Annotated in this window: 26 protein-coding genes; 12 read left to right on the forward strand and 14 right to left on the reverse strand. The window is 71.9% G+C overall.

The features are described 5' to 3' along the window. Positions 1-36: 36 nt before the first annotated feature. Positions 37-513 (reverse strand): GNAT family N-acetyltransferase, encoded by a 477-nt coding sequence (locus tag ACIG0D_RS09670; RefSeq protein WP_399797794.1) that lies wholly within the window; start codon positions 511-513, stop codon positions 37-39. Positions 514-590: 77 nt separating this feature from the next. On the opposite strand from ACIG0D_RS09670, the gene ACIG0D_RS09675 reads away from it, so the two are divergent. Continuing rightward, on the forward strand, positions 591-1,394 hold the full coding sequence (locus ACIG0D_RS09675; RefSeq protein WP_399797797.1) for an exodeoxyribonuclease III: 804 nt from the start codon (positions 591-593) through the stop codon (positions 1,392-1,394). A 193-nt stretch (positions 1,395-1,587) separates the two neighbouring features. Here ACIG0D_RS09675 and ACIG0D_RS09680 read toward each other — a convergent pair whose 3' ends face one another. Next, on the reverse strand, positions 1,588-2,208 hold the full coding sequence (locus tag ACIG0D_RS09680) for a MerR family transcriptional regulator (protein ID WP_399798192.1): 621 nt from the start codon (positions 2,206-2,208) through the stop codon (positions 1,588-1,590). 187 nt (positions 2,209-2,395) lie between these two features. Here ACIG0D_RS09680 and ACIG0D_RS09685 point away from each other — a divergent pair, with 187 nt between their 5' ends. The 4 genes from ACIG0D_RS09685 to ACIG0D_RS09700 all read left to right on the forward strand — a co-directional run bounded on the left by ACIG0D_RS09685 (position 2,396) and on the right by ACIG0D_RS09700 (position 6,119). After that, positions 2,396-4,042 (forward strand): flavin-containing monooxygenase, encoded by a 1,647-nt coding sequence (locus ACIG0D_RS09685; protein ID WP_399797799.1) that lies wholly within the window; start codon positions 2,396-2,398, stop codon positions 4,040-4,042. Next, positions 4,039-4,956, forward strand: coding sequence for an alpha/beta fold hydrolase (locus tag ACIG0D_RS09690; protein ID WP_399797802.1), 918 nt, complete (start codon positions 4,039-4,041; stop codon positions 4,954-4,956). The genes ACIG0D_RS09685 and ACIG0D_RS09690 overlap by 4 nt, the downstream gene beginning before the upstream one ends. Then, entirely contained in the window at positions 4,953-5,846 is an 894-nt protein-coding gene (locus ACIG0D_RS09695) for an SDR family oxidoreductase (protein ID WP_399797804.1), read from the forward strand. The genes ACIG0D_RS09690 and ACIG0D_RS09695 overlap by 4 nt, the downstream gene beginning before the upstream one ends. Before the next feature lie 90 nt (positions 5,847-5,936). After that, complete coding sequence (locus ACIG0D_RS09700) at positions 5,937-6,119, forward strand: hypothetical protein (RefSeq protein ID WP_399797807.1); 183 nt, start codon at positions 5,937-5,939, stop codon at positions 6,117-6,119. A 91-nt stretch (positions 6,120-6,210) separates the two neighbouring features. Here ACIG0D_RS09700 and ACIG0D_RS09705 read toward each other — a convergent pair whose 3' ends face one another. Further along, positions 6,211-9,708, reverse strand: a complete 3,498-nt coding sequence (locus tag ACIG0D_RS09705; RefSeq protein ID WP_399797810.1) for a S41 family peptidase — start codon at positions 9,706-9,708, stop codon at positions 6,211-6,213. Between the two features lie 186 nt (positions 9,709-9,894). Here ACIG0D_RS09705 and ACIG0D_RS09710 point away from each other — a divergent pair, with 186 nt between their 5' ends. After that, positions 9,895-10,494 carry a TetR/AcrR family transcriptional regulator gene (locus ACIG0D_RS09710; protein ID WP_399797813.1) on the forward strand — a complete coding sequence of 200 codons (600 nt, stop codon included), beginning with the start codon at positions 9,895-9,897 and terminating at the stop codon, positions 10,492-10,494. 95 nt (positions 10,495-10,589) lie between these two features. After that, complete coding sequence (locus ACIG0D_RS09715; protein WP_399797816.1) at positions 10,590-12,806, forward strand: MMPL family transporter; 2,217 nt, start codon at positions 10,590-10,592, stop codon at positions 12,804-12,806. Between the two features lie 48 nt (positions 12,807-12,854). On the opposite strand, the gene ACIG0D_RS09720 is transcribed toward ACIG0D_RS09715, so the two are convergent. Further along, a complete protein-coding gene (locus ACIG0D_RS09720; RefSeq protein WP_399797818.1) occupies positions 12,855-13,244 on the reverse strand; it encodes an ATP-binding protein in 390 nt (129 codons plus the stop codon). Between the two features lie 152 nt (positions 13,245-13,396). On the opposite strand from ACIG0D_RS09720, the gene ACIG0D_RS09725 reads away from it, so the two are divergent. From ACIG0D_RS09725 to ACIG0D_RS09735, 3 genes are all read left to right on the forward strand, one after another. Beyond that, on the forward strand, positions 13,397-14,245 hold the full coding sequence (locus ACIG0D_RS09725; RefSeq protein ID WP_365762776.1) for a helix-turn-helix transcriptional regulator: 849 nt from the start codon (positions 13,397-13,399) through the stop codon (positions 14,243-14,245). Beyond that, positions 14,242-14,427, forward strand: a complete 186-nt coding sequence (locus ACIG0D_RS09730; RefSeq protein WP_399797822.1) for a DUF397 domain-containing protein — start codon at positions 14,242-14,244, stop codon at positions 14,425-14,427. Before ACIG0D_RS09725 ends, ACIG0D_RS09730 begins: the two co-directional genes overlap by 4 nt. A gap of 70 nt (positions 14,428-14,497) precedes the next feature. Next, complete coding sequence (locus ACIG0D_RS09735) at positions 14,498-14,776, forward strand: DUF1876 domain-containing protein (RefSeq protein WP_365762772.1); 279 nt, start codon at positions 14,498-14,500, stop codon at positions 14,774-14,776. A 12-nt stretch (positions 14,777-14,788) separates the two neighbouring features. Here the strand turns inward: ACIG0D_RS09735 and ACIG0D_RS09740 are convergent, their stop codons facing one another. The 3 genes from ACIG0D_RS09740 to ACIG0D_RS09750 form a co-directional block, all read right to left on the reverse strand. Beyond that, a complete protein-coding gene (locus ACIG0D_RS09740) occupies positions 14,789-15,955 on the reverse strand; it encodes a serine hydrolase domain-containing protein (protein ID WP_399797826.1) in 1,167 nt (388 codons plus the stop codon). 36 nt (positions 15,956-15,991) lie between these two features. Beyond that, positions 15,992-16,438, reverse strand: coding sequence for an organic hydroperoxide resistance protein (locus ACIG0D_RS09745; protein ID WP_399797829.1), 447 nt, complete (start codon positions 16,436-16,438; stop codon positions 15,992-15,994). 113 nt (positions 16,439-16,551) lie between these two features. After that, on the reverse strand, positions 16,552-17,199 hold the full coding sequence (locus tag ACIG0D_RS09750; RefSeq protein ID WP_399797831.1) for a TetR/AcrR family transcriptional regulator: 648 nt from the start codon (positions 17,197-17,199) through the stop codon (positions 16,552-16,554). Between the two features lie 100 nt (positions 17,200-17,299). Here ACIG0D_RS09750 and ACIG0D_RS09755 point away from each other — a divergent pair, with 100 nt between their 5' ends. Further along, positions 17,300-17,935 (forward strand): DUF5701 family protein, encoded by a 636-nt coding sequence (locus ACIG0D_RS09755; RefSeq protein ID WP_399797833.1) that lies wholly within the window; start codon positions 17,300-17,302, stop codon positions 17,933-17,935. Positions 17,936-17,955: 20 nt separating this feature from the next. On the opposite strand, the gene ACIG0D_RS09760 is transcribed toward ACIG0D_RS09755, so the two are convergent. Genes ACIG0D_RS09760 through ACIG0D_RS09775 form a run of 4 tightly spaced genes read right to left on the reverse strand, consistent with a single transcriptional unit; the run spans position 17,956 to position 21,044 of the window. Then, the gene (locus ACIG0D_RS09760; protein ID WP_399797836.1) at positions 17,956-18,435 is read right to left on the reverse strand and encodes a MarR family winged helix-turn-helix transcriptional regulator; all 480 of its coding nucleotides are present in this window, start codon (positions 18,433-18,435) and stop codon (positions 17,956-17,958) included. Then, on the reverse strand, positions 18,432-19,226 hold the full coding sequence (locus ACIG0D_RS09765; RefSeq protein ID WP_399797838.1) for an energy-coupling factor ABC transporter ATP-binding protein: 795 nt from the start codon (positions 19,224-19,226) through the stop codon (positions 18,432-18,434). The genes ACIG0D_RS09760 and ACIG0D_RS09765 overlap by 4 nt, the downstream gene beginning before the upstream one ends. Continuing rightward, entirely contained in the window at positions 19,214-19,975 is a 762-nt protein-coding gene (cbiQ, locus tag ACIG0D_RS09770) for a cobalt ECF transporter T component CbiQ (RefSeq protein ID WP_399797841.1), read from the reverse strand. Before cbiQ ends, ACIG0D_RS09765 begins: the two co-directional genes overlap by 13 nt. A gap of 10 nt (positions 19,976-19,985) precedes the next feature. Continuing rightward, positions 19,986-21,044: an energy-coupling factor ABC transporter permease gene (locus ACIG0D_RS09775; RefSeq protein WP_399797843.1), complete on the reverse strand. Its 1,059-nt coding sequence runs from the start codon at positions 21,042-21,044 to the stop codon at positions 19,986-19,988. A 150-nt stretch (positions 21,045-21,194) separates the two neighbouring features. Here ACIG0D_RS09775 and ACIG0D_RS09780 point away from each other — a divergent pair, with 150 nt between their 5' ends. Beyond that, complete coding sequence (locus ACIG0D_RS09780) at positions 21,195-21,566, forward strand: SsgA family sporulation/cell division regulator (protein WP_399797846.1); 372 nt, start codon at positions 21,195-21,197, stop codon at positions 21,564-21,566. An 85-nt stretch (positions 21,567-21,651) separates the two neighbouring features. On the opposite strand, the gene ACIG0D_RS09785 is transcribed toward ACIG0D_RS09780, so the two are convergent. The 3 genes from ACIG0D_RS09785 to ACIG0D_RS09795 all read right to left on the reverse strand — a co-directional run bounded on the left by ACIG0D_RS09785 (position 21,652) and on the right by ACIG0D_RS09795 (position 26,995). Further along, positions 21,652-23,331 (reverse strand): penicillin-binding transpeptidase domain-containing protein, encoded by a 1,680-nt coding sequence (locus tag ACIG0D_RS09785; RefSeq protein ID WP_399797848.1) that lies wholly within the window; start codon positions 23,329-23,331, stop codon positions 21,652-21,654. Between the two features lie 170 nt (positions 23,332-23,501). After that, positions 23,502-25,127, reverse strand: a complete 1,626-nt coding sequence (locus tag ACIG0D_RS09790; protein ID WP_399797851.1) for a penicillin-binding transpeptidase domain-containing protein — start codon at positions 25,125-25,127, stop codon at positions 23,502-23,504. A 125-nt stretch (positions 25,128-25,252) separates the two neighbouring features. After that, complete coding sequence (locus ACIG0D_RS09795) at positions 25,253-26,995, reverse strand: dolichyl-phosphate-mannose--protein mannosyltransferase (RefSeq protein WP_399797853.1); 1,743 nt, start codon at positions 26,993-26,995, stop codon at positions 25,253-25,255. Positions 26,996-26,999: the final 4 nt, after the last annotated feature.

The raw sequence follows: 26,999 nt of genomic DNA on the forward strand, positions 1-26,999 counted from the left end.
GGCAGACGGATCAGGCGGCCGGGACGGCCGTCGCCCTCACAGCGCCTTCGCGTAGCACAGGCTCGACTCGTAGAACCGGTAGTAGCCGAACTTGGCGCACGGCTCGTAGCCGCTGGAGGTGTACAGGGCGATGGCCTCGGGCTGCTCGGTGCCGGTCTCCAGGACCATGCGGATACGGCCGGCCGCGCGGGCGTCCTCCTCCAGCGCGGCGAGCATGCGCCGGGCGAGTCCGCGACCGCGCATCTCTCTGATCACGTACATGCGCTTCAGCTCGGCGTCGCCGTCCTCGTTGCCCTCCTCGTTCTTGTCCTGGCGCCGCCAGCCGCCCGTGGCGATCGGCCGGTCCCACTCGTCGTACCCGATGAAGTACACGCCGTTCGGGGGCTCGAAGTCGGCGGGCTCGAGCACGGTGGCGTCGCCGCCGTCGCCGTAGCGCTCGTGGTACTCGGCCTGGACCTCGTCGTTGAGCTTGACGGCGTCGGGGTGGTCGAAGGGGACGCGACGTATATTCATGTGAGGCATCGTACTTCTATGCAGGCTTGTGGCCGTCGGAATCCGGACTCGGTCCAGTGTGCCGGTATCGTGCCCGGGTGCTGACTGTGACCACCGTGAACGTGAACGGGCTGCGCGCCGCCGCGAAGAAGGGCTTCGTGGAGTGGCTGGCCGGTACCGACGCCGATGTGCTGTGCCTCCAGGAGGTCCGCGCGGAGCCGCAGCAGCTGCCCGAGCACGTACGGCAGCCGGAGGGCTGGCACGTGGTGCACGCCCCCGCCGCCGCGAAGGGGCGCGCGGGCGTCTCGCTCTACACCCGCCGCGAACCCGACCGGGTACGCGTCGGCTTCGGCTCGGCCGAGTTCGACGCCAGCGGCCGGTACGTCGAGGCCGACCTGCCCGGTGTGACCGTCGCCTCCCTCTATCTCCCCTCCGGCGAGGTCGGCACCGAGCGGCAGGACGAGAAGATCCGCTTCATGGGCGAGTTCCTCGCCTACCTCAAGGAACTGCGCGAGCGCGCCGCCGCCGACGGCCGCGAGGTGCTGGTCTGCGGCGACTGGAACATCGCCCACCGGCAGGCCGACCTGAAGAACTGGCGCGGCAACACCAAGAACTCCGGCTTCCTCCCGGAGGAACGCGACTGGCTCACCCAGGTCCTCACCCCGGAGGCCGGCGGCTACGTCGACGTCGTGCGGGCGCTCCACCCGGACGTCGAGGGGCCGTACACCTGGTGGTCGTACCGGGGTCGCGCTTTCGACAATGACACGGGTTGGAGGATCGACCTCCACGTCTCCACGCCCCGTCTCGCGGACAGGGCGGTCAAGGGATACGTGGAGCGCGCGGCCACCCACGCGGAGCGCTGGTCGGACCACGCGCCCGTCACCGTCGTCTACGACCTCTAGGGGGTGTCTCGTCGATCATGCCGGGCTCCCGACGCCTGGCACCGCGCCTCGCCGCGTTGTCGTCGGTCGCCGATGCTCCGCATCGACTCCCTCCTCCGCCTTGCGATGCACGGCACCAGACGCCGCTCGCTGATCCGGCCTGATCGACGAGACGCCCCCAGGGACCGCGCAGGCGCCGGCCGGCGCCCGGGTGTCAGGGCCGCTTGCTCAGGCGGCGGTCCAGGGCCAGGGAGAGTTCCGCCTCCACCACGCTGCGGGCCAGGGGGCGCAGGCGGTGGAGGTGGTCTTCGGGGGCGTGGCGGAGGATCAGGTCGGCGAAGAGGTCGGCGAGGGCGTCGGCGTGTTCGCGGACGCGTTTGGCGGCGGCCAGGACGTCGGCCAGGGGGATGCCCTCGCGGACGAGGGTGGAGGAGACGTCCAGCAGGCGGCGGCTGATGTGGACGATCTCGTCGCCGTCGGTGCCGAGGTAGCCGAGTTCCATCGCGGCGGCGAGGTTCTCGGGGGTGGCCTGGCCGGCGAAGTGGTCGGCGAGTTCCTCGGGGGTGAGGCGGACCGGGGTCTCCTCGGTCGGGACGCCGAGGCCGAGCAGGTCGCCGACGTCGCGGCCGTGGTCGAAGGCCTCGGCCAGTTCGGCGATGCCGCTGAGGGTGTGGCCGCGTTCCAGCAGGGCGGCGATGGTGCGCAGTCGGGCCAGGTGGTGGTCGTCGTACCAGGCGATACGGCCCTCGCGGCGGGGCGGGGGGATCAGTTTGCGTTCGCGGTAGAAGCGCAGGGTGCGCACCGTGATGCCGGCCAGGCGGGCCAGTTCCTCCATGCGGTACTCGCGCTTCGCCTGCTTGTCCGGGTGGTTCGCTGCCTTGTCTGCCACGTCCGCACCCTAAGTCGTACCGACGGTAACTTTCCTGGCGCCGACCCCTACCGGTGAGTACGGCTCTCCTCTACGCTCCCCATTGCGCCAGTGTTCACTGGCATGGTTGCGAGCGATGCGTGGAGGCTTCGGGATGGCCGAGCACGAGCACGAGCATGTACGGGTGGCGGTGGTCGGGTCCGGATTCGGCGGACTGGGGGCCGCCGTACGGCTGCGCCGCGAGGGGATCACCGACTTCGTCGTCCTGGAACGCGCCGACAGCGTGGGCGGGACCTGGCGGGACAACAGCTATCCGGGGTGCGCCTGCGACGTACCGTCCCACCTGTACTCCTTCTCCTTCGCGCCCAACCCCGACTGGCCGCGCACCTTCTCCGGGCAGGAGCACATCCGCGCCTACCTGGAGCGGGTCGCCGACGTCTTCGGGCTGCGCCCGCACCTGCGGTTCGACTCCGAGGTCAAGCTGATGACCTGGGACCCCCGAGAGCTGCGCTGGGAGATCGAGACCGCCTCCGGGCGGCTCACCGCCGACCTGGTCGTCTCCGCCACCGGGCCGCTGTCCGACCCGAAGATCCCCGAGATCCCGGGCCTGGACTCCTTCCCCGGCAAGGTCTTCCACTCCGCCCGCTGGGACCACGACTACGACCTGCGCGGCAAGCGGGTCGCCATGGTGGGCACGGGCGCCTCCGCGATCCAGATCGTGCCGGCCATCCAGCCGAAGGTCGGCAGGCTCACCCTCTTCCAGCGCACGCCCCCGTGGGTCATGCCCCGCATGGACCGCGCGATCAGCGGCGCCGAGCGCTGGCTGCACCGGCGGCTGCCGTTCACCACCCAGGCCCGGCGCGGACTGCTGTGGGGCATCCGGGAGTTGCAGGTCCAGGCGTTCACCAAGCACCCCGACGAGCTCGGCCTCGTCGAGCAGCTGGCCAAGCGCAACATGGCCCGCGCCATCAAGGACCCGGCGCTGCGGGCCAAGCTGACCCCCGACTACCGCATCGGCTGCAAGCGGATCCTGCTGTCCAGCGACTACTACCCGGCGCTCGCCCGGCCCAATGTCGACGTCGTCGCCTCCGGGCTGAGCGAGGTGCGCGGCTCCACCCTCGTCGCCGCCGACGGCAGCGAGGCCGATGTCGACGCGATCATCTTCGGGACCGGCTTCCGCGTCACCGACATGCCGATCGCCGAGCGGGTCGTCGGCGCCGAGGGCAAGACCCTCGCCGAGGTCTGGAAGGGCGGCATGGAGGCCCTGCGCGGCGCCTCCGCGGCCGGGTTCCCCAACTGGATGACGATCATCGGGCCCAACACCGGCCTCGGGAACTCCTCGATGATCCTGATGATCGAGTCCCAGCTGAACTACATGGCCGACTTCATCCGCCAGCTCGACGTGCTCGGCGGGCGCGCGGCGCTCGACGCGCGCCCCAGCGCGGTCCACGCCTGGAACCGGCGGGTGCAGGAGCGGATGAAGCGCACGGTGTGGAACACCGGCGGCTGCACGAGCTGGTACCTGGACGCGAACGGCCGCAACACCACCATCTGGCCCGGGACGACGGCGGAGTTCCGGCGGGCGACACGGCGGGTGGACCTCCTGGAGTACGAGGTGCTGAGGCCGCCGGCGAAGACCGGCACCGTGAAGGCAGGCGCCGCGAAGACCGGCGCCGCGAAGACCGGCGCCGCCAACACCGGCGCCGCCAACACCGGCGCCGCCAACACCGGCGCCTCCGAGGCCCCCACCACCGAGGCCACCGCCAAGTCCGCCTCCACCGAGGCCGAGGCCGCCATATGAGCCGCCTCCTCCCCGTCCTCTCCGGCCCCTACGCCCCTCCCGCCCCCGCCCGCGAACTGACCGCCGTCTCCGCCGACGGCGCGCGGCTGCACGTCGAGGTGCACGGGCCCGAGAACGCGCCCCCCGTCGTCCTCATCCACGGCTGGGCCTGCTCGACCGCCTTCTGGGCGGCGCAGATCCGCGCCCTGGCCGCCGACCACCGGGTCATCGCCTACGACCAGCGCGGCCACGGCCGCAGTCCCGCGAGCCCGACCTGCACCACCGACGCCCTCGCCGACGACCTGGAAGCCGTCCTCGCCGCGACCCTCGCGCCCGGCGAGAAGGCGGTGCTCGCCGGTCACTCCATGGGCGGCATGACGATCCTCGCGGCGGCCACCCGCCCCCGGGTGCGGGAGCACGCCGCGGCCGTCCTGCTGTGCAGCACGGGGAGTTCGCAGCTCGTGGCCGCCGCCACCGTCGTACCCCTGCGGCCCGGGCGGCTGCGCACCTGGCTGACGCGGCGGATCCTCGGCTCGCGCGCACCGCTGGGACCGGTCACGCCCCTCGCGCGGCGCGTCCTCAAGTACGGGACGATGGGCGCCGGTTCGGCACCGCACATGGTGGAGGCGTGCGCGCGGATCGTGCACGCCTGCCCGCGCGCCGTGCGCCACACCTGGTCGCGTGTCCTGGCCGTGCTCGACCTCGACCACGCCGTACGGGAGTTGAGCGCGCCCACGGAGGTCGTCGTCGGCACGCACGACCGGCTCACCCCGCCGGTGCACGCGCGGGCGCTCGCCGCCGCGCTCCCGCACCCGGCCGGCCTCACCGAGCTGCCCGGGCTCGGCCACATGACACCGGTGGAGGCCCCCGAGCTGATCACCGGGAAGATACGGCAACTCGTCACGGCGTACGCGAAGGTGAGGGAGGGCGCATGAGCAGGGTGAGCCTGGAGGGGCAGGTCGCGGTCGTCACGGGCGCCGCGCGCGGTGTCGGCGAGCTGCTGGCGCGCAAGCTGTCGGCGCGCGGGGTGAAGGTCGCGCTGGTCGGGCTGGAGCCGGACGCGCTCAAGGACGTCTCCTCGCGGCTGCACAGCGAGAGCGACCACTGGCACGCGGACGTCACGGACCACGAGGCGATGGCGAGGGTGGCGCGGGAGGCCAAGGAGCGGTTCGGGAAGGTCGACATCGTGGTCGCCAACGCGGGTGTGGCGACCGGGGGTCCGTTCACCGACTCCGACCCGGAGGCCTGGCGGCGGGTCATCGAGGTCAATCTGATCGGCTCGGCGGTGACCGCGCGGGCGTTCCTGCCGGTGCTGATGGAGAGCCGCGGCTATCTGCTCCAGATCGCCTCCCTCGCCGCCATCACCCCGGCGCCGATGATGACGGCGTACTGCGCGTCCAAGTCGGGTGTGGAGGCCTACGCGCACAGCCTGCGCGCGGAGGTCGGCTACAAGGGCGTGAAGGTCGGCGTCGGTTATCTCTCCTGGACGGACACCGACATGGTGCGCGGGGCCGATCAGGACGACGTGATGCGGGAGTTGCGGCAGCGGCTGCCGTGGCCGTCCAACAAGACGTACCCGCTGGGCCCGGCGGTCGACCGGATCGTGGCGGGCATCGAGCGGCGCTCCGCGCACGTGTACGGGCAGTGGTGGCTGCGCGGGATGCAGGGCGTGCGCGGGTATCTGCCGGCGCTGATCGGGACGGTCGGGCAGCGGGAGATGCGGCGGTTCGCGGACCGGCTGGAGGGGATGCGCACCGGGCTGGTGGGCGCGGGCGGTGCGGCGGACGAGCAGGCCCGCGCGGTGCGCATCACGCAGCGTGACTGATCGACATGCAGAGCGTGGCGGCCCGTGTGAATCTGAGTGAGCCCCCACTCGGGGGCCCCAACTCCCCCCAGTCACAAGGAGTGACATCACATGGGTATGAAGGACAAGTTCCAGGACCAGTCCGAGCACCTGCAGGAGCAGGCCCGCGAGAAGATGGGCCAGGCGAAGGAGCAGGTCCAGAACCGCCGTGGCCAGCGTCGTGACGACGCCATGACGCCGCAGGAGCGGGAGGACGAGGAGCGCTTCGGTACGGACTACGACCGCGACCGGTAAGCGATCGGTTCATGCCGACGCGGGGTGTCCTCCATTTCGAGGGCGCCCCGCGTTGCGGTTGCCCTGGCCGCGGGACCGCGGCGGTCGGCGGTCAGGACCGCGGCGGCAGCTTCGGCCGCGACCGGTCCGGTACGTGGCGGTAGTCCGGCGGTGTGGCCGCCGGGTTGGTCTCCAGCAGTTCCAGGGCGAGGTGCACGGCGTCGTCGAGCTGGGCGTAGCGGCCCTCGGCCCAGTCCAGCGGGGTGCGCAGCGCCTCCACGTCGGGGCTGACGCCCTGGTTCTCGACGGACCAGCCGTACGCGTCGAACCAGGCCGCGTTCATCGGCACGGTGATCACGGTGCCGTCGCCGAGGCGGTGGCGCCCGGTCATGCCGACGACGCCGCCCCAGGTGCGCTGGCCGACCACCGGGCCCAGCTTCAGCAGCTTGAATGCGGCTGTGATCATGTCGCCGTCGGAGGAGGTCGCCTCGTCGGCGAGGGCCACCACCGGCCCGCGCGGGGCGTTGGAGGTGTACGACACCGGCTGGGCGTCGCGGGTGAGGTCCCAGCCGAGGATGGTGCGGGTCAGCTTCTCGATGACGAGTTCGCTGATGTGGCCGCCGGCGTTGCCGCGTACGTCGACGATGAGGGCGGGCCGGGAGACCTCCATGCGCAGGTCGCGGTTGAACTGGGCCCAGCCGGAGCCGCCCATGTCGGGGATGTGCAGATAGCCGCAGCGTCCGCCGCTCAACTCCCGGACCACCTCGCGGCGTTTGGCCACCCAGTCCTGGTAGCGCAGCGGGCGTTCGTCGATGAGCGGGACGACGGCGACGCGCCGGGAGCGCCCGGCACCCGCGCCCGAACCCGCGCCCGCGCCCGAACCCGCGCCCGCGCCCGAACCCGCGCCCGCGCCCGAACCCGCGCCCGAACCCTCGCTCGCGCCCGCGCCCGAACCCGCGCCCGCGCCCGCGCCCGAACCCGCACCCGCGCCCGCGCCCGAACCCTCGCCCGCACCCGCGCCCTCGCTCCCGGCTCCCTCCCCATCCCCGCCCCCCTGGGCCCCCTCGGGAGGCTCCGGTGAGGCGAACGTCAGCTCCACGGTCGTCCCGCCCGCCCCCGCGAGCAGCGGGAAGGGCCCCGTCACCGGGTCCACGGGCCGGCCGTCGACATGGGTGAGGACCGCGCCCTCGCGGATGCCCGAACCTGCCAGCGGGGAACGGGCCTTGGAGTCGGAGGAGTCGCCGGGCAGGATGCGCTTGACCATCCACCGGCCGTCGCGGCAGACGAGGTTGGCGCCGAGCAGGCCCTGCCAGCGCTGGTAGTGGGGCGGGCCCTCGTTGCGGCGGGCGGCGCTGACGTAGGCGTGCGAGGTGCCGAGTTCGCCGAGGACCTCGCGCAGCAGGTCGGCGAACTCGTCGGGGGAGGCGACCCGGTCGACCAGCGGGCGGTACTGGTCGAGGACGGCGTCCCAGTCGATGCCGCACATGCCGGGGTCCCAGAAGTAGGCGCGGATCAGCCGCCCGGCCTCCTCGTAGGCCTGGCGCCACTCGGCGCCCGGGTCGACCTCGTGCAGGATGCGGCGCAGGTCGATCCAGGTGGTGGTGTCGCTGTCGCCGCTCTCCGTGGACGGCACCGCGCGCAGGTCGCCCTCGTCGACCACGACGAGGCGGCTGCCGTCGCCGCTGACGGCGAACCAGTCGAGGTGGCCGACGAGTTCGGACCGCTTGGCCTTGGTGATGTTGAAGTACTCCAGGGTGGGGCGGCCGGTGGTGTCGTCCGGGTTGACGAAGGTCTCGCCGAGCGCGCCGGAGATCGGCCAGCGCAGCCAGACCAGTCCGCCGCCCGCGACGGGGGCGAGCGCCGAGTACTTGGAGGCGGCGACCGGGAACGGGGTGACCCTGCTCTCCAGGCCCTCCACCTCCACGGTGACGGTGCCCTCGCCGCCGCCCTCCTCGCCGAGGTCGCCGATGTCGCCGAGCTGCCCGAGCCCGCCGGCGGCGGGGCGGCCGTCGGGGTCGAGGGCGAACGGGGAGGGGGTGGCCGAGGAGAGCGGCACCAGGTAGGGGCGGCAGCCGAGCGGGAAGGACAGGTCGCCGGTGTGCACGTCGTAGACCGGGTCGAAGCCGCGCCAGGAGAGGAAGGCGAGGTAGCGGCCGTCGCGGGTGAAGACCGGGTTCTCGTCCTCGAAGCGGCCGTTGGTGACGTCGACGACGACCGGCGCCCCCTCCGCGGCGGCACCGGCGATCCGGGCCAGCTTGATCTGCCGCAGCGAGCGGCCGATGCCGGGGTGCGACCAGGTCAGCCAGCAGCCGTCCGGGGAGAAGGCGAGGTCGCGGACCGGGCCGTTGTCGGACCGGATCAGCTCGGTGACCTCGCCGTCCGACTCCTCGGTCGCGTCGATCAGCAGCAGCCGTCCGTCGTGCGCGGCGATGGCGAGGCGTTCGCCCCGCGGGTCGGCGACCAGTTCGAGGACCCGGCCCAGCCGGCCGGAGGCGAGCCGCCGGGGCTCGCGGTCGCCGGTGGCGCGCGGCAGATAGGCGATCTCGACGGCGTCCTCGCCCTCGGCGTCCGTCACATACGCCACCTGCCCGCGCGAGCCCAGCATCTCCGGCAGCCGGATCCGCACGCCGGGGGTGTCGGTGAGGGTGCGGGCGGGGCCGTCGCGGTGGGTGAGCCAGTACAGGCTGCCGCGGACGACGACGGCGCTGGCGCGGCCCGTCTCGTCGACGGAGAGCGCGTCGACGTGCTGGGCGGCCGGGACCTGGTAGGGGCGGCGGCCGGTGCGCGGCCCGTCGAGCCGTACGTCGAGCTTGCGCGGTACGGCGTCGGGGGCCAGGTCGTCGACGATCCACAGGTCACCGGCGCACTGGTAGACCACGCGGGTGCCGTCGCTGGCGGCGTGCCGGGCGTAGAAGGCGTCGTGGTCGGTGTGACGGCGCAGGTCGGAGCCGTCGTGGGCGCAGGAGTAGAGGTTGCCGACGCCCTCGTGGTCGGAGAGGAAGGCGATCCGGTCGCCGACGAACATCGGCGAGTGCAGATGGCCCTCCAGGTCGGCGAGGAGGCGCTGCCCGTGCAGCCAGAGGCGGCCCATGGCGCCGCCCCGGTAGCGCTTCCAGGCGGCGGGCTCGTGCGGCGGGGTGCCGGTGAGCAGCAGGGTGCGGTGCCCGTCGGGGAGGTCGGCGACCTGGATGTCGGCGACCGGGCCCCAGGGCAGCTTGCGGCCGGGGTCGCCGTCGGTCGAGACCTTGTACGCCCAGGTGAAGTACGAGAAGGGCTCGCCGTGGGAGGCGACGGCGAGGATGTCGCCGGGGCCGTCGCCCTCCGGGGGTGTCCAGCCGCAGACCCGGGTGTCGGGGCTGCCCCAGTAGGTGAGTTGCCGGGACGGGCCGCCGGCCACGGGGACCAGGTGGATCTCCGGGACGAGGCTGCGCCAGCTCGTGTAGGCGAGGTGGCGGCCGTCGGGGGAGAAGCGGGGGTGGCCGATCTTGGTGCGGTCGGCGGTGAGCCGCCAGGCACGGCCCGGTCCGTCGAGCGGGGCGAGCCAGAGGTCGTCCTCGGCCACGAAGCACAGCAGGTCACGATGGAGGTGGGGCAGGCGCAGATAGGTCACCTCTTCATGCTTTGCCCGGTATGGGGGCCGAGCAACTTATGCCGCTTTGACAGAGGTGACCCAGCACACGTACGAAACCGTTTCGTTTCGCTCGCACCCGGCGCTACCCTGAACCTGTACGAAACCGTGTCGTTCGGAAGCCCGTTTCGACCGGTAGAGGTTCGGAACCCGGAAGAGGTGAGGAGCATGGCCGACACCGCCACCCCGCGGCGCAGCCGGCTCACGCCCGAGCGGGAGGCCGAGCTGTACACCGCCGTGCTCGACCTGCTCCGCGAAGTCGGCTACGACGCCCTGACCATGGACGCCGTCGCCGCCCGCACCCACTCCAGCAAGGCCACGCTCTACCGCCAGTGGGGCGGCAAGGCCGAACTGGTGGCGCGGGCGATGCGGCACATGAAGCCGGGCCGGATCGCCGACGTGGACACCGGGTCGCTCCGGGGCGACCTGCTCGCCCTCGTGACCCGCGAGGACGACTGCACGATGGAGCAGAACACCGCGCTGATCCGGGGGCTGGCCATGGCGGTCCACACCAACCCGGACCTGCTGCGGGCGTTCAAGGAACTGCTCATCGAACCGGAGCTGGAGGAGTTCCGGCGGGTGCTGCGGCGCGCCGTCGACCGGGGCGAGGTCCGCGCGGACAACCCGGCGCTGGAGTACGTGCTGCACATGCTGCTGGGCGCGTTCGTCACCCGGGCCCTGATCGACGAGCTGCCGCCCACGCAGTCCTTCCTCATCTCGTACATCGACGCCGTGGTCCTCCCCGCCCTCGGCGTCACCACCACCTGAGCACCCCACTCAGCACCACCTGACGCGACCGCTCACGTCGTCGGGCCGATAACCCCTGCCCTGACCACCCCACGACTGACCGGGAGTACGCCCTCGTGGCCACGTTTCTCTACCGACTCGGCCGGTTCTCGTTCCGGCGAAGGCACATCGTCGCCTTCATATGGGTGGCGCTGCTGACGCTCGCGGGCGTCGGCGCGGCAAGCGCCCCCACCCCCGGCACCACCTCCTTCTCGATCCCCGGCACCGAGGCCCAGAAGGCCTTCGACCTGCTGGAGGAACGCTTCCCCGGCATGAGCGCCGACGGCGCCACCGCGCGCGTCGTCTTCAAGGCGCCCGCGGGCGAGAAGATGACCGACGCCGAGAACAAGGCGACCGTCCGGGAGACGGTCCGGGAGCTGGCCGACGGCTCCGAGGTCGCCGCCGTCGCCGACCCGTACCAGGCCAGGTCCGTCAGCCGCGACGGCACGGTCGCCTACGCCCAGGTCACCTACAAGGTGTCCGGCATGGAGCTGAAGGACACCACCAAGGAGGCCCTGGAAGGCGCCGCCGAGGACGCGCGGGACGCCGGGCTGACCGTCGAGATCGGCGGTGACGCCCTCCAGGCCGTGCCGCACACCGGCAGCTCCGAGATCATCGGTATCGCGGTCGCCGCGGTCGTCCTCGTCATCACCTTCGGCTCGCTGCTCGCCGCCGGACTGCCGCTGCTCACCGCCATCATCGGCGTCGGCATCGGCGTCGCGACGATCACCGCGCTGGCGAGTCCCCTCGACCTGGGCTCCACCACCTCCACCCTCGCCACGATGATCGGCCTGGCGGTCGGCATCGACTACGCCCTGTTCATCGTCTCCCGCTACCGCGCGGAACTCGCCGAGGGGCGCGACCGCGAGGAGGCGGCCGGCCGGGCCGTCGGCACCGCCGGTTCCGCGGTGGTCTTCGCCGGCCTCACCGTCGTCATCGCCCTGGTCGGCCTGTCGGTCGTCAACATCCCGATGCTGACCAAGATGGGCATCGCCGCGGCGGGCACGGTCGCCATCGCCGTCCTGATCGCGCTCACCATGATCCCCGCGCTGCTCGGCTACGCGGGCCGCAGGGTCCGCCCGACCGGCGAGAAGAGCAAGCTCCTCGGCGGCGGCCGTACGCCGAAGAAGCCGGCCCGCCCGAACATGGGCACCCGCTGGGCCAGCTTCGTCGTGCGCCGGCCGGTGGCCGTGCTGCTGCTCGGCATCCTCGGCCTCGGCGCCGCCGCGGTCCCGGCCGCCTCGCTCGAACTCGGCCTGCCCGACGACGGCTCCCAGCCCACGTCGACCACCCAGCGCCGCGCCTACGACCTCCTCTCCGAGGGCTTCGGCCCCGGCTTCAACGGCCCGCTCATGGTCGTCGTCGACGGCAAGGACAGCGCGAACCCGCAGACCCTCTTCACGGACGTCGCCGACGAGGTCAAGGGCCTCGACAACGTGGTGACCGTGACCCCGCCCGCGCCCAACAAGGCCGGCGACACCGCCACGATCACCGTCATCCCGGACGCCAAGCCGTCCTCGGCCACCACCGAGGAACTGGTCCACGCCATCCGCGACACCGGCGCCGACCTGACCGCCGGCAAGGACGGCCAGGTGCTGGTCACCGGCGCGACGGCGATGAACATCGACGTCTCGCAGAAGCTGAACGACGCGCTGCTGCCGTACCTGGCCCTGGTGGTCGGCCTCGCCTTCCTCCTGCTGATCGTGGTCTTCCGCTCGATCCTCGTCCCGCTGAAGGCGGCCCTCGGCTTCCTGCTCAGCGTCCTCGCGGCGCTCGGCGCGGTCGTCGCGGTCTTCCAGTGGGGCTGGCTGTCCGGCCTGATGGGCGTCGAGGAGACCGGCCCCGTCATGTCGATGATGCCGATCTTCATGGTCGGCGTGGTGTTCGGCCTCGCCATGGACTACGAGGTGTTCCTCGTGACCCGGATGCGCGAGGCCTACGTCCACGGGGAGAAGCCCGGCCAGGCGATCGTGACCGGCTTCAAGCACGGCGCGCGGGTCGTCACGGCCGCCGCGGTGATCATGATGGCGGTCTTCGCGGGCTTCATCGGCTCCAGCGAGTCCATGGTCAAGATGATCGGCTTCGGCCTCGCGATCGCCGTCTTCTTCGACGCGTTCGTCGTCCGCATGGCCATCGTCCCCGCGGTACTCGCCCTGCTCGGCAAGAAGGCCTGGTGGCTGCCGAAGTGGCTGGACCGCGCACTGCCCAACGTCGACGTCGAGGGCGAGGGCCTGCGCACCGGGACCGACGGCCGCAAGGACCCGGACGAGGACCGCGAACTGGTCCGCGTCTGACGGCCGTGTGAAACCAGCCGGTGAGGGCTCCGTGGGGACGGGGCGCCCTCACCGGCTGATCTCTGCCCAGACCGTCTTCCGCGGCGACGGCCCCGCGGCCACACCCCACCGGTCGGCCAGCGCGTCCACGAGCCGCAGCCCGTAGCCCGGACCGAGCCGCGGCAGGCACTCGGCCCGCGTGTCCGTGACCTCCACACGCAGGGTGCGCGCGACGACGTACAGGGTCAGCCGGAAGTCCCGTCCGGGCACCCGCCCGTGCGTCGCCGCGTTCACCGCCAGCTCCGCGATGACGTTCTCCGCAGGGTCCAGCGGCAGGCCCCAGGAGCGCAGCTGCTCCGTGGCGAGCAGCCGGCCGAGCCGCGCGCCTCTGGGCGTGGGGGACAGGAGCACCGTGAAGTGGCGGATGCGGTGGGTGAGTTGGTTTTCAGGGGCACTCATCTCGCGGTTCATGTCACTCAGCGTGGCCGAAGCTGCTTCCGTGGATCAGTGACAACGCCTGTGCGTACGGTGACTGTCCTGGCTTTGTCCTGCGCTGTCTCGGGTGTCTCGGGGGTTGTACGGGTACGGAAGCGCGTTGGAGGTGGGTCGCGATGAGCAACGAGGTTGTGGAAGAAGCGGGTTGGGACGTCGAGCCCGGCGACGAGATCGAGCCGGTGGTGCAGGCGGTCGGGCGGCTGCTGAGGGTCTGCCGGGAGGCGGCCGGGATGCGGGTGAGCGATCTCGCCGAGGTGATGGGCTACGGCGAGGACATGATCCGGAAGATCGAGCGCGGGGTGCGGATTCCCCGGCCGGAGTTCCTGGACAGGGCGGACCAGATCCTGAACGCGCAAGGTCATCTCAGGGCGTTCATGGAGGACATGCGGAGGGCGCGATATCCGAAGAAGGTGCGGGAGCTGGCGGATCTTGAGGCGCGGTCGGTGGAGATGCTGCTGTACAGCAATCACAACATCCACGGCTTGTTGCAGACGCCGGAGTATGCGCAGGCGCTGTACGAGATGCGGCAGCCGGCCCTGTCTCCGGACGTGATCGAGCGTGAGATCGCCGCGCGCATGGCCCGTAAGTCCGTCTTCGAGCGAGAGCCTGCCCCGGCGCTCAGCTTTGTCCAGGAACAGGTGACGCTCGAACGGCCACTCGGAGGCAAGATGGTGTTGCGCCGCCAACTCGAACACCTGCTGGAGGTGGCCAAGTTGCGGAACGTAGCGCTCCAGGTCATGCCTACCGACAGGGAGGAGCACGCCGGAGTCCCCGGCCTGATCGAGGTGCTGAAGTTCGCTGACGGTACGGCGGTCGGACGCTCCGAGGGCGCGTTCAACGGGCGCCCGGTCTCGCACCCAAGGGATCTTCGGATCCTCGAACTGCGCTATGGCATGATCCGGGCGCAGGCTCTCACGCCGAGGGAGTCGCAAGCGTTCATCGAGCAAGCGCTGGGGAGACTATGAGCAACTCTGAACTCCACTGGTTCAAGAGCAGCTACAGCAGCAGCAACGAACCCGGCGACTGCGTCGAGGTCGCCACCACCCCCGCCAAGATCCACGTCCGCGACTCCAAGACCCCCGACACCCCGCACCTCACCCTCACTCCCGCCACGTGGACCGACTTCCTGACGTACGTCGCCAAGTGACCGCTCCAATGGATGCGTCCGTGCGCCATGAGGAGCACTCTGGAAGCAGGCCCTTCCGGAGGTGATCGTCATGACCATGCACACCGCAGTGGGATGGCACGTCGAGCTGGAGTTCAAGGAGGACGACCGGCACACCGAGGCCGCCGCGCTGGTGCGGCTGCCCGACGGCAGCGAGGTGCGCTCCCACGGCCACGCCAGCAGGCACCACACGGACGCGAATCAGCCCAGGGTGGGCGAGGAGATCGCCGGTGCCCGCGCGCTGAACGAACTCGCCATGCGGCTGCTCACCAAGGCGCACGACGAGATCGACTCGGCGTCGGGGCGGACCTCCCACCCCATCCACGTATGAGCCCGTGGCGGGTCAGGCGCCGGTGAGAGCGGTACGGACCGCCCTCACCAGCGCCTGCGCGCGCGGGTCCGCGGTGACGCTCTTGCGGAAACCGTTGGTCACATAGCCGAAGGCGATCCCCGACTCCGGGTCGGCGAAGCCGAGGGAGCCGCCGCGGCCCGGATGACCGAAGGAACCGGGGGACAGCAGCGGGGACGCGCTGCCGTGCAGCATGTAGCCGAGGCCGAAGCGGGTGTTCACGACCAGCACCCGGTCCGGGCCCGCGGACTGCTCGCCGCGCGCGAGGCCGGCCGTCTCCGGGGTGAAGAGCCGGACGCCGCCGTCGATCTCCCCGATCAGGGACGCGTAGATCCGGGCCAGCCCGTCGGCGGTGGCGACGCCGCTGGAGCCGGGCAGGGCGGCGGCGCGGTAGACCGGGTCGTTCTCGTCGGGCTTCGGGGAGATCGCGCCGAACGCGCGGCGGGTCAGGGACGCGGGGTCCGCGTAGGCGTCGGTGACCGCGCGCTTCGGGCGGGTGCGCAGGGCGCCCGCCGCCTCCTCGGCCGTCACCGGTCCGACCCGGCCCACCCGGGCGGCCTCGGCCGCGGGCACCCCGAGCCGGAAGTCCGCCCCGACCGGGCCCGCGATCTCGTCGGCGATCCACTCGCCGATCGGCCGGCCGGTGACCCGGCGCACCAACTCGGCCACGAACCAGCTGAACGTGTGCGGGTGATAGCCGTGGTCCGTGCCCGGCTCCCACACCGGCGCCTGTGCCGCGACCGCCTCCGCGCCGAGCACCGGGTCGGCGGCCTCGGCGGGCGTCAGCGGGCGGTCCAGCACCGGCACGCCCGCGCGGTGCGCGAGCAGATGCCGGACCAGGGTGCGCTCCTTGCCCGCAGTCTTGTACTCCGGCCACCACTCGCCGACCGGCGCGTCCAGGTCCAGCTCGCCGCGCTGGTGCAGCAGCAGGGGGACGGCGGCGGCGACGCCCTTGGTCGCCGAGCGGACGATCTGCGCGGTGCCGGGCCGCCAGGGCTCGATGCCGTCGATGTCCCGGGTGCCGCCCCACAGGTCGACCACCTTGTGCCCGTCCCGGTAGACGGCCACCGCCGCGCCCCGGTCGCCGAGCGTCTCGAAGTTCCGTACGAACGCTTCCCTGACCGGCTCGAACCCCTCGGCCACGGTGCCGTGCACGTCCACGTCCGTACTCCTCCTCTGCTGTGCGGGTCGCCTCTCTCACCCAAGCAGAATCGTCACGTCGATGTTCCCGCGGGTGGCGTTGGAGTACGGGCAGACCTCGTGGGCCGCGTCGACCAGCTTGGCGGCGATGTCCGGGTCGAGGACGGGCAGCGAGACGCTGAGGGCGACGGCGAGGCCGTAGCCGCGGTTGCGGTTCGGGCCGATGCCGACCTTGGCGGCGACCGTGGAGCCGGTGAGGTCGTAGCCCTCCCGGTTGCCGACCAGGATCAGCGCGTTGTGGAAGCAGGAGCTGTAACCGGCCGCGAAGAGCTGCTCCGGGTTGGTGCCGTTGCCGTCGCCGCCCAGCTCCGGGGGCATCGCCACCTTCAGCTGGATCTGGCCGTCCTGGCTGGTCACATAGCCGTCCCTGCCGCCGTGCGCGGTGGCTTCTGCGACGTACATGATCTTTGTCGGGCGGGTGTCGACGGCGACGCCTTCGGACACGGCGGGACCTCCCCCAGGGCGGATGAGCGGACGCATCGTGCACAAGGTACCGGCGAGTAGGTTCGGTGGGTGCGGCGAGGGGGAGCGACCGCGGGTAACAGCGGACCGGCCGGTCAGCGGGCGGTGGGGCGTACCGCGTAGCCGCCGAGGGCGGGCTCCAGCGTCGCGAAGGCCGTACGCGCCTGGGCGGTGACGATCAGGGCGATCTCGTCGTTGCCGTGGCCGTCGAGGGTCAGCCGCAGGGTCTCCTCGAACAGCAGCCGGTGGACGCCGCCCAGCAGTGCGGCGGCGACGCGGGGGCGGATGTCGTCCGGGGTCGCGCCGGTCTCCTCGGCGAGGGCCTGGGCCAGGGCCTTCTCGCGGAGGTCGTGGAACTCGCGCAGCCGGGCCACCAGGGCGGGGCTGTCGGTGACCATGCGGGCGAAGGGGAGGCCGGAGAAGCCGATCACCGGGTCGTGCCCGGCCGCGGCGGCCAGGAAGGCGCGGCGCAGCGCGGCCAGCGCGGACTCGCCCGGGGCCCGGCCGCGGACCGCGTCGGCGGGCATCTCGACGAAGACGCCGGCCAGGTCCAGGGCCAGGTCCTCCTTGCGCGGGAAGTAGTTGGTGACGGTCATCTTGGCCACCTGCGCGGCAGCGGCCACGTCCGCGATCGTCACGTTGTCGAAGCCCCGCTCCAGGAAGAGCCGGGTGGCCTCATGCGAGATCTTCTCCCTGGTCTGGCGCTTCTTCAGGGCCCGCAGGCCGGTCGTCGCTTGGGTCATGCGGTGCAGTCTAGCTATGCCTCGCCCAAATTTATGCTTGACACATTTCTAGGTCGGACCTAACTTTGTTCCGTCAACCTCTCCCCTCCGAAGGGACTCCATGACCGCGCGCGAGTTCGACCGGCAGGTACGCAATCTGATCGACCTCGGTTATCCGGAGCTGTGCGGGCTCTCCCCGGCGGACTTCGAGAAGCTGTGCGCCCCCCTGCGCGAGGCGGCGTCCGGGACGGCGGAGCCGGACGTGGCGGCCGGGCGGGTGCCGTTCCTGCTGGTCGTCACCCGCGAGGCGGCGCCGGTCGAGCGGACGATGGCCCTCACCACGCTGCACGGCAAGAAGAAGCCGGGCTTCGTCGACGACAGCTTCGAGCCCGGCGCGCTGGAACGGTTCGTCGCCATCCCCTCGGTGGCCGTCCCCGGCCACCGCGTCCACCTGGTGTCCGACGTGGAGCGCGGCGAGGAGTTCTGCGGGGTCGTGCCGAACGACGCCATGGAGACCATCGCCGGGCGTGGCCGCACCCTGCTCACCATCGAGGAGGGCATCGCACTGATCACCCACTTCCCCGAGGTGCTGGTGAAGAACAAGTGCTTCTCCCTCGGCGGCTCCCGCTCCGGCGACCACCGCGTCCCCGCGATCTGGATCAGCCAGGGCATGCCCAAGCTCGGCTGGTGCTGGGAGGGCAACCCGCACACCTGGCTGGGGATGGCGTCGGCGGGGGCGCGGCACGCGGCGGGGTGAGTATGCCGCGGGGAGGGGGCTCAGCGGGCGCGGGCCGCCGCCTCCTCCGCGCGGTGCGCGAGCTGCCACAGTTCCTCACGCATCCGGGCGACGTCCGCCGCGTCGAGTCCCGTCGCCGTGAGGAGGGCGGCGGGCACCCGTGACGCGCGCTCGCGTAGTTCCTCCGCGCGCCCGGTGCACGCGACGAGCACCGAGCGCTCGTCGTGGGCCGCGCGCTCCCGGCGTACCAGACCGGCGCTCTCCAGCCGCTTCAGGAGCGGCGACATGGTGCCGTAGTCCAGCCGCAGCGCGCCCGCCAGCTCCTTCACCGTGATCTCACCGCGCTCCCAGAGCACCAGCAGCACCAGGTACTGCGGGTAGGTGAGACCCAGCTCGTCCAGGAGCGGGCGGTACGCGGCGGTCACCGCGCGCTGGGCGGCGTACAGCGCGAAGCACAGCTGCTGGTCGAGGAGCGGCGGCCCCTCGGCCTGCTCGACTCCCTCGTCGTCTCGGCGCGTCACGCGCCCATTGTCACGGACCGCGGATCGAAGCCGAACGGCAGCTCCAGACGGTGGGCGCGCATCAGGGCCTCGTCGGACAGCAGCTCACCGGTCGGCCCGTCGGCCGCGATGACCCCCTCGCTCAGGATCAGCGAGCGCGCGCACAGCTCCAGGGCGTACGGCAGATCGTGGGTGACCATCAGCACCGTCACGTCCAACGACCGCAGGATGTCGGCGAGTTCACGGCGGGAGGCCGGGTCCAGGTTGGACGACGGCTCGTCCAGGACCAGGATCTCCGGCTCCATGGCGAGCACCGTCGCGACGGCCACCCGGCGCCGCTGCCCGAAGGACAGGTGGTGCGGCGGGCGGTCCTTGAACCGCTCCATGCCGACCCGCTCCAGCGCGCGGTCGACCCGCGCCTCCAGCTCCGCGCCCTTCAGCCCGGCCGCCGCCGGCCCGAACGCCACGTCCTCCCGCACCGTCGGCATGAACAGCTGGTCGTCGGGGTCCTGGAAGACGATGCCGACCTTGCGCCGGATCTGAGCCATGTTCCGCTTGTCCACCGGCAGCCCGGCGACCCTCACGCTGCCCGTGCCGCCGGTCAGGATGCCGTTCAGGTGCAGGACGAGGGTCGTCTTGCCCGCGCCGTTCGGCCCGAGCAGCGCCACCCGCTCGCCCCGCGCGATCGAGAAGTCCACGCCGAACAGGGCCTGGTGCCCGTCGGGGTAGGCGAAGGCGAGGCCGGAGACCTCAAGGGAGGCCGGAGTTCCCGACGGGGCGGCGGAGTCCACAGAAGCTGTCACAGCATCCATCCCAGCAGACAGATCACGAGCGCGGCGACGGGCAGGGCGAGGGCGTACGACCACTGCGCGCGGGACGCGGTCACCTCGTCGATCACGGGCATGGCACCGGCGTACCCCCGGCTGATCATGGCCAGGTGCACGCGTTCCCCGCGTTCGTAGGAGCGGATGAACAGGGCGCCCGCCGACTTCGCGAGCACGCCCCAGTGCCGCACCCCGCGCGCCTCGAAGCCCCGGGACTCCCGGGCGATCCGCATGCGCCGCATCTCGTCGGTGATGAGATCGCCGTAACGGATCATGAAGGAGGCGATCTGCACCAGCAGCGGCGGCAGCCTCAGCCGCTGGAGACCCAGCAGCAGCTCCCGCAGCTCGGTGGTGGCCGCCAGCAGCACGGAGGCGGCGACGCCGAGGGTGCCCTTGGCGAGCACGTTCCAGGCGCCCCACAGCCCGCTGACGCTGAGGGACATCCCCAGCACCTCGACCCGCTCGCCCTCCGCCACGAACGGCATGAGCACCGCGAACGCGACGAACGGCACCTCGATCAGCAGCCGCTTCAGCAGGAAACCGGCGGGCACGCGCGCGAGGCACGCGACACCGGCGAGCAGCGCCGCGTACAGCCCGAACGCCCACATCGCCTCCCGGGGTGTGGAGACCACGACCACCACGAAGGCGAAGACGGCGGCGAGCTTGGTGTGCGGCGGCAGCGCGTGCACCGGCGAGTCGCCTCGCCGGTACAGCCGGTGCGCGTGCCCTGCGCCCATGACGGCGGCCTCAGACGTTCTCGGGGGTGGCGGTGGACGACGGCGAGGTCTCGGCGGAGCGGCGGCGGCGCACCGCCCAGAACACGGCGCTGCCCGCGACGACGGTCACACCGACGCCGATCACCCCGGCGAGGCCGCCGGAGAGCCGGGCGTCGTCGACGTCCTCGACCCCGTAGTCGGCGAGCGGCGAGTCGGCGATCGCGTGCTCCTCGGCCTTCTTGTCGATGCCGTGGTCGGCGGCGACCTTCTCCAGGCCGTCCGGGTCGGCGGAGGCGTAGAAGCTGACGAACCCGGCGAGGACCACGGAGGCCACGAGGCCGCCGATCCACACCGCGCGGTGCGAGGCCCGTGCCGCGACCGGGGCGGCCTCGGGAGCGGGCGCGTCGACGAGCTCCCCGCCCACCCGCAGCTTCAGCGGCGCGCGCAGATCGCGGGCGCCGTACACGAGGTCCGGGCGTACGGCGATCACGGCGCCGACGGTCAGCGCGGTGATCGCGGCCTCGCCGATGCCGATGAGGAGGTGCACGCCGACCATGGCGCCGGCGACCTTGCCGATGGAGACGTCGGTGGTGCCGCCGATCCAGAAGAAGAACGTGAAGGCGAGCGCGGCGGCCGGCACCGAGACCAGCGAGGCGACGAAGGAGGCGGCGGTGACGGAGCGGCGGGTGCGCGGCAGCACCTTCACCAGGCCGCGGAAGAACGCGTAGGCGACGATCACCGTGACCACCGCCATGTCGGTGATGTTCACGCCGAGCGCGGTCAGGCCGCCGTCCGCGAAGAGGATGCCCTGCATGAGCAGGACCACGGATATACACAGGACGCCGGTGTAGGGGCCGACCAGTATCGCGGCGAGCGCCCCGCCGAGGAGGTGCCCGCTGGTGCCCGCGGCGACCGGGAAGTTGAGCATCTGGACGGCGAAGATGAACGCCGCCACCAGTCCGGCCAGCGGCGCGGTCCGCTCGTCGAGCTCGCGGCGCGCGCCCCGCAGGCTCACGGCGACGGCACCCGCGGCGACGACTCCGGTGGCTACGGAGGTGGGGGCGTTGATGAATCCGTCAGGTACATGCACCGTTCGATGATAGTGGCTTGATGCGAACCCTTTGCAAGAGCGAGTCTCTCTCTTGTCGCCCCCGAGGCGTGAATCGCGGAATATAGGACATTGAAGAAGAAGCGGACACACGGGTTTCCGCATCGGTCACGCTGGGTAAGGGGTCCTTCTATGTCTGTAGTCGAGCAGTACGCGCGGGCCCACATAGTCACCGACACCGCCGACCAGGTGGAGGACGAACAGCGAGCGGTTCCGGTCATCCTCCGCTACGACCCGGATGCCGACCCCGGCGCGGTGCGGATGGATCTCCCCGGCGACCACGAATGGACCTTCGACCGCGAGCTTCTCGAACGGGGACTGCGCGCCCCGGCCGAGGCCCCGGCCGGCTCCGGCAGCGTCCGGGTGTGGCCGTGCGGACGCGTGCAGGCCGTGGTCGAGTTCCACGACCCGCACGGCGTCTCCGTGGTCCAGTTCGAGACCAAGGCGCTGATGCGCTTCCTGCGCCGCACCTACACGGCGCTCCCGGTCTCCACCGCCGGCTGACGGCCTGCTTCGGCCCGCCGGGTGCTCAGCCGCCGGGTGCTCAGCTGCTGAGTCCCAGTTGCCGAGTACTCAGCTGCCGAGTGGTTCAGCCGCCGAGCTTCAGCAGCGAGGCCACGATCGGCCCCGCCGTCTCGCCACCGTGCCCGGCCGCCTGGACGACACCCGCCGCAGCGAGGTCGCCCCGGTACGCCGTGAACCAGCCGTTGGGCTTCTTCTGGCCGTCGACCTCCGCGGAGCCGGTCTTCGCGCCCACGTCACCGCTCACCCCGGCCATCGCCTCCGCCGCCGTCCCGTAGGCGGCCGTGTAGGACATCAGGTCCCGCAGCTGGGCCAGCGTCGAGGCGGACAGGGTGCGCTGGGCCGTGGCCAGCGTGCGGCCGTCCACCGACGGGGCGACCAGATACGGCTGGCGGAACACGCCCGACTTCACGGTCGCCGACACCGACGCCATGTTCAGCGGGTTCATCCGCACGCCGCCCTGGCCGATCAGGGACGCGCCCATCTGGGCCTGCGACTGCACCGGCACCGAGCCGTCGAAGGTGGGCACCCCGACGGCCCAGTTGTTCAGCGACAGCCCGAACACCTGCTGGGCCTGCCGGGTCAGGTCGTCGTCCTTCAGCTTGGGCGCCTGGCTGATGAAGGCCGTGTTGCAGGAGCGGGCGAAGCTCGCCTTGAACGTGCCGCCCTTGATCTCGAACTTGTCGTCGTTCTGGAACTTCCAGCCGCCGTACGTGAAGTACTTCGGGCACGGATGCGCCTTGTCCGCCGAGGCCAGCCCCTTTTCGATGAGCAGGGACGCGGTGATGACCTTCATGGTGGAGCCGGGGGCCAGCGAGCCCTGGAAGGCGGTGTTGAAGCCGCGCGAGGAGTTCGCCACCGCCAGGATCTCGCCGGTCGAGGGCTTGAGCACGACGACCGAGGCGCGGGCCTTGGCGGCGACCTGCCGCTCGGCGGCGGCCTGCATCCGGGGGCTGAGCGTCGTCTTCACGGTGCCGGGCGTGCCCTCGCTCAGCTCCAGCAGCGTCTTGTCGGACAGCTTCCGCGCCTTGGACTCCTTGCCGCGGACCACCCGCAGCTCGACGCCCGCCGTGCCGCCCGCCTTCTTGCCGTACTTCTCGCGCAGCCCGTCGAGGACCGGCTCCAGCGAGGGGTACTTCTCGCTGGTCAGCTCGCCGCCGTCGCGGTCCAGCGCCTTCACCGGCGGGGTGCCGGCCTCGCCGGTCACGAGCGTGTCGCCCTCGCGCAGATCCGGGTGGACGACGGCCGGCGACCAGCCGACCAGCGGCTCCCCGTCCGAGGCGCGGCGCACCACGGTCAGCGCGCTCTCGTACGCGAGCGGCTTGCTCACTCCCTTGTAGGTGACCGTGCCCTTCACGGTGAACGGCACCTTGTCGCCGGTGCGGGGACCGGGGGTGAGGGTGACGTTCTCGACGCGGGCGGACTTGGCGTAGCCGGTGAGCAGGGCGGTGGCCGCCGCGGTGTCGTCCGTCGCGGCGGCGGCCTGCCGGACCTGGCCCCGCTGCCAGGCGGTGAGAAAGCGCTGTGCCGTGGTGGTGACCTCGGCGGCGGACAGCGGCCCGGTCTTGACGGACTTCGTGCGCGGCTGGGCGGCGGTCGAGTTCGCCGTCCCGTCCTCGGCCGCGGCTCCGCCGCCCAGCAGCGCGTACGCGCCGATTCCGGCGCCGCCGACGACCGCGGCGATCACCCCGCCGATGACCGCGGGTCTCGTGTTCCGTCGCTCGGCGACGCGCCTTCTGTTGCCCACTTCTTCCCGATCCTCCGCGACATCCCCGGGCACTCCGGAGCGCCGGTGCGTATCCCGGCCTCTACGGCCCCACAGCCTTCACCGTCTGCAACGACTGCACCACCCTAGAGTCCCCTCGTGCGGGCGTGAGATCAGCCACCCGCCCGCACGCGAAGGTGTCCTCTGGTGGGTCAGCCGCCCGCGCGGAGCACCGACGCCACGATCGGGCCCGCCGCGTCACCGCCCCGGCCGCCCTGCTGGACCATGGCCGCCGCCGCGACGTCGTCCCGGTACCCGGTGAACCAGCTGTTCGCCTTCGCCCCGTCGACCTCGGCGGAACCGGTCTTCGCGCCGATGGCGCCGGGCAGTCCGGCCATCACCTCGGCCGCGGTGCCGCTGGTGGCGGTGCGGTTCATCATGGCCCGCAGCTGCTCGGCCGTGCTCGGCGACAGCCCCCGCGCGGTGGCCAGTTCCCGGCCGTCCAGGCTCTGCGGCACGATCACCGGCTGCCGGAAGGTGCCCGTCTTGGCGGTGGCGATCACCGACGCCATGTTCAGCGGGCTCATCTGGACCTGGCCCTGGCCTATGAGGTTGGCCGCGCCGTCCGGGCCGCCGGAGGCGGGCACCGAGCCGTCGAAGGAGGGCACACCCACCTGCCAGTCGTCCCGGCCGAGACCGAACCGCTCGTCGGCCTCCCGGGTGAGGGAGTCGACCTTCAGCTCGTCGGCGAACTTGATGAAGGCAGTGTTGCAGGAGCGGGCGAAGCTCTCCGAGAGGTTGGCGTTCAGGTTGGGCTCCAGGCCGGGCAGGTTGCCGAAGGTCTGGCTCTCCCACATCGCCGTAGGGGTACAGGGAGCCGGCCCGTTCATGTTGGTCAGCCCGTTGTCGATCAGGGTCGCCGCACTCACGATCTTCATCGTCGACCCGGGCGCCGCCTGCCCCAGGAACGCCGCGTTCCAGCCGTCCGCGCGGTTGTTGGCGACCGCCAGCACCTCGCCGGTGCTCGGCTTGACGGCGACCACCGACGACTCGGGATACTGCTTCACCGCCTTCTCGGCCGCCGCCTGCGCGGTCGCGCTGAGCGTCGTCCGCAGCTTCCCGGGCCTGCCCTCGGCGAGGGTCAGCAGCGAGGTGTCGGCCGCGCCGGTCTCCTCCGGGTGCCGCACGACCAGTTCGACGCCCGGGCTGCCGCCGGCCTTGTCGCCGTACCGCTTGCGCAGCTCGTCGAGGATCGGGCCGAGCGAGGGGTACTCCTCCGCGTTCAGCACCGCGCCGCCGCGGTCGACGGCCTCGATGGGCGGGCTCGCCGCCTCCTCCGTGACGAGGGTGTCGCCGTCCTTCAGCGCCGGGTGGACGACCGACGGCTTCCAGTCGACCAGCGCGCGCCCGGTGGTGACCCCGCGGACCACGGTGAGCCGGCTGTCGTAGGCCAGCGGCTTGCTCTTGCCGTCGTAGGACACCGTCGCCCGCACCTCGAACGGCACCGTGGCGCCCTTGGCGGCCCCCGGAGTGATCTTCACGTCCGTGAGGTGCGCGTCCTCGCCGAAGGCCGTCAGCAGCGGCCCGGCCACCCCGGCGTTGTTGGTGTACGACGCCGCCGTCCGGCCCTGCCCCTTCTCCCAGGCGGCTAAGAACTTCCGCGTGGTCTCCGCGACCTCGTCCTCGCTGGGCGGCCCGGACTTCACGGTCTCGGTGCCGCCCGCCCCGCCCCCGTCACCGCTCAGCGCGGACACGATGTTGAACGCCCCGTACCCGGCGCCGCCCACCATCACGGCGAACACCGAGCCGATGATGGCGCCCTTGACCCCCTTGCGCATGGCGCAGTCCCCTCCCCGTTGTGGTTTCTCGCACTGTAGGCGCGGGGTGTGACAACGGGGGCGGATGTTTTCCTTATTGTGAGGTGCATCTATCGGGCGGTGTGGTGCGGACCCACCCAGGCCGGTCAGACCCAGGTGTCCAACCACATCCTTGAACGCCAGTCGTCGATCGGGATCGCCGTGCCGGTGTGGATCGGCCAGAAGTAGATGAAGTTCCAGGCGATCAGCAGCACCAGCACGCCCGCGCCCGTCGCGCCCGCGACCCTGCGGGTGTCGCCCGAGCCGGACGGACCGATCAGCGCGCCGAGCATCATCGCCAGCGCCAGGCACAGGAACGGTACGAAGACCACGGCGTAGAAGAAGAAGATCGTCCGCTCCTGGTACAGGAACCACGGCAGATACCCGGCCGCGACGGCGCACACGATCGCGCCCGCCCGCCAGTCACGGCGGAAGAACCAGCGCCACAGCACGTACAGCAGCGCGAAGCAGGCCACCCACCACAGCACCGGCGTGCCCAGCGCCAGCACCTCGCGGGCGCACTTCTCGCCCGCGTCGACGGGACAGCCGTCCTTGCCCGGCGCGGGCGACTCGTAGAAGTACGACACCGGGCGCCCCGCGACGATCCAGCTCCACGGGTTCGACTCGTACGTGTGCGGCGACGACAGGCCCACGTGGAAGTCGTAGACCTGGTTCTCGTAGTGCCACAGGCTGCGCCACCAGTCCGGGAACAGCCACGACCAGCTGCTGTCCTTGCCGTCGGTCGCCGCCCAGTTGCGGTAGTAGCCGCCGGTGCCGTCGCTCGGGGACAGGATCCAGCCGGTCCAGCTCGCGATGTACGTGACGATCGCGACGGGCACCGTCGACAGGAACGCCCAGCCCAGATCGCGCCGGATCACCGTCGCGTACGGCCGGCGCGCGCCCGCCACCCGGCGCGAGGCCACGTCCCACAGGACCGTCAGCACACCGAACGCCGCCAGGAAGTACAGGCCGTTCCACTTGGTGCCGACGGCCAGACCCAGCATCAGGCCCGCCAGCAGCCGCCACGGCCGCCAGCCCAGACGGGTCGTCTCCGCCGCGTACGCGTCGGGGCGGACCCGGCCGTCGGCGTCCGCCGGGAGCGCGGCGGCCAGCTTCTGGCGCGCCTTGTCCCGGTCCACGACCAGGCAGCCGAACGCGGCCAGCACGAAGAACATCAGCACGCCGTCGAGCAGCGCGGTGCGGCTCATCACGAAGTGCAGCCCGTCCACCGCCAGCAGCGCGCCCGCGAGACAGCCCAGGAACGTGGAACGGAACAGCCGGCGGCCGATCCGGCACAGCATCAGCACCGACAGCGTGCCGAGCAGCGCCGTCATGAACCGCCAGCCGAACGGGTCGAAACCGAAGATCAGTTCGCCGAGCCCGATGACGTACTTGCCGACCGGCGGGTGCACGACATACGCCGCGTCCGTCGGGATGGGCACCTGCCCGCCCGAGTCCAGGATCAGCTTGTTGACGTCCTTGTCCCAGTTGACCTCGAAGCCGCGGTGGACGAGCGCCCAGGCGTCCTTGGCGTAGTACGTCTCGTCGAATATCACCGCCTTCGGGCTGCCCAGGTTCCAGAACCGCAGCACACCCGCGAACAGCGTCACCAGCAGCGGGCCGGTCCAGCCCGACCAGCGCACCAGCCGTCCGGCGAGCCCGCCCGGGATCCCGAGCGCCGCCCACAGCCGCGGGCTCGGCTCGGCGTACGGCGGCACCAGCCGGTCCCGGACGTCGCCCCGCGGCGGTGCGAGGTAACCGAAACGGCGCAGCCGCCGCTGCCACGACGGCCGCGGGTCGGGGGCGGCCTGGTCCTGCCGGGTGTCCGTGGAGGACGCGGTACTGGTCACCGCG

The sequence above is a fragment of the Streptomyces sp. NPDC052773 genome (genome assembly GCF_044547145.1).
Lineage (GTDB): Bacteria > Actinomycetota > Actinomycetes > Streptomycetales > Streptomycetaceae > Streptomyces.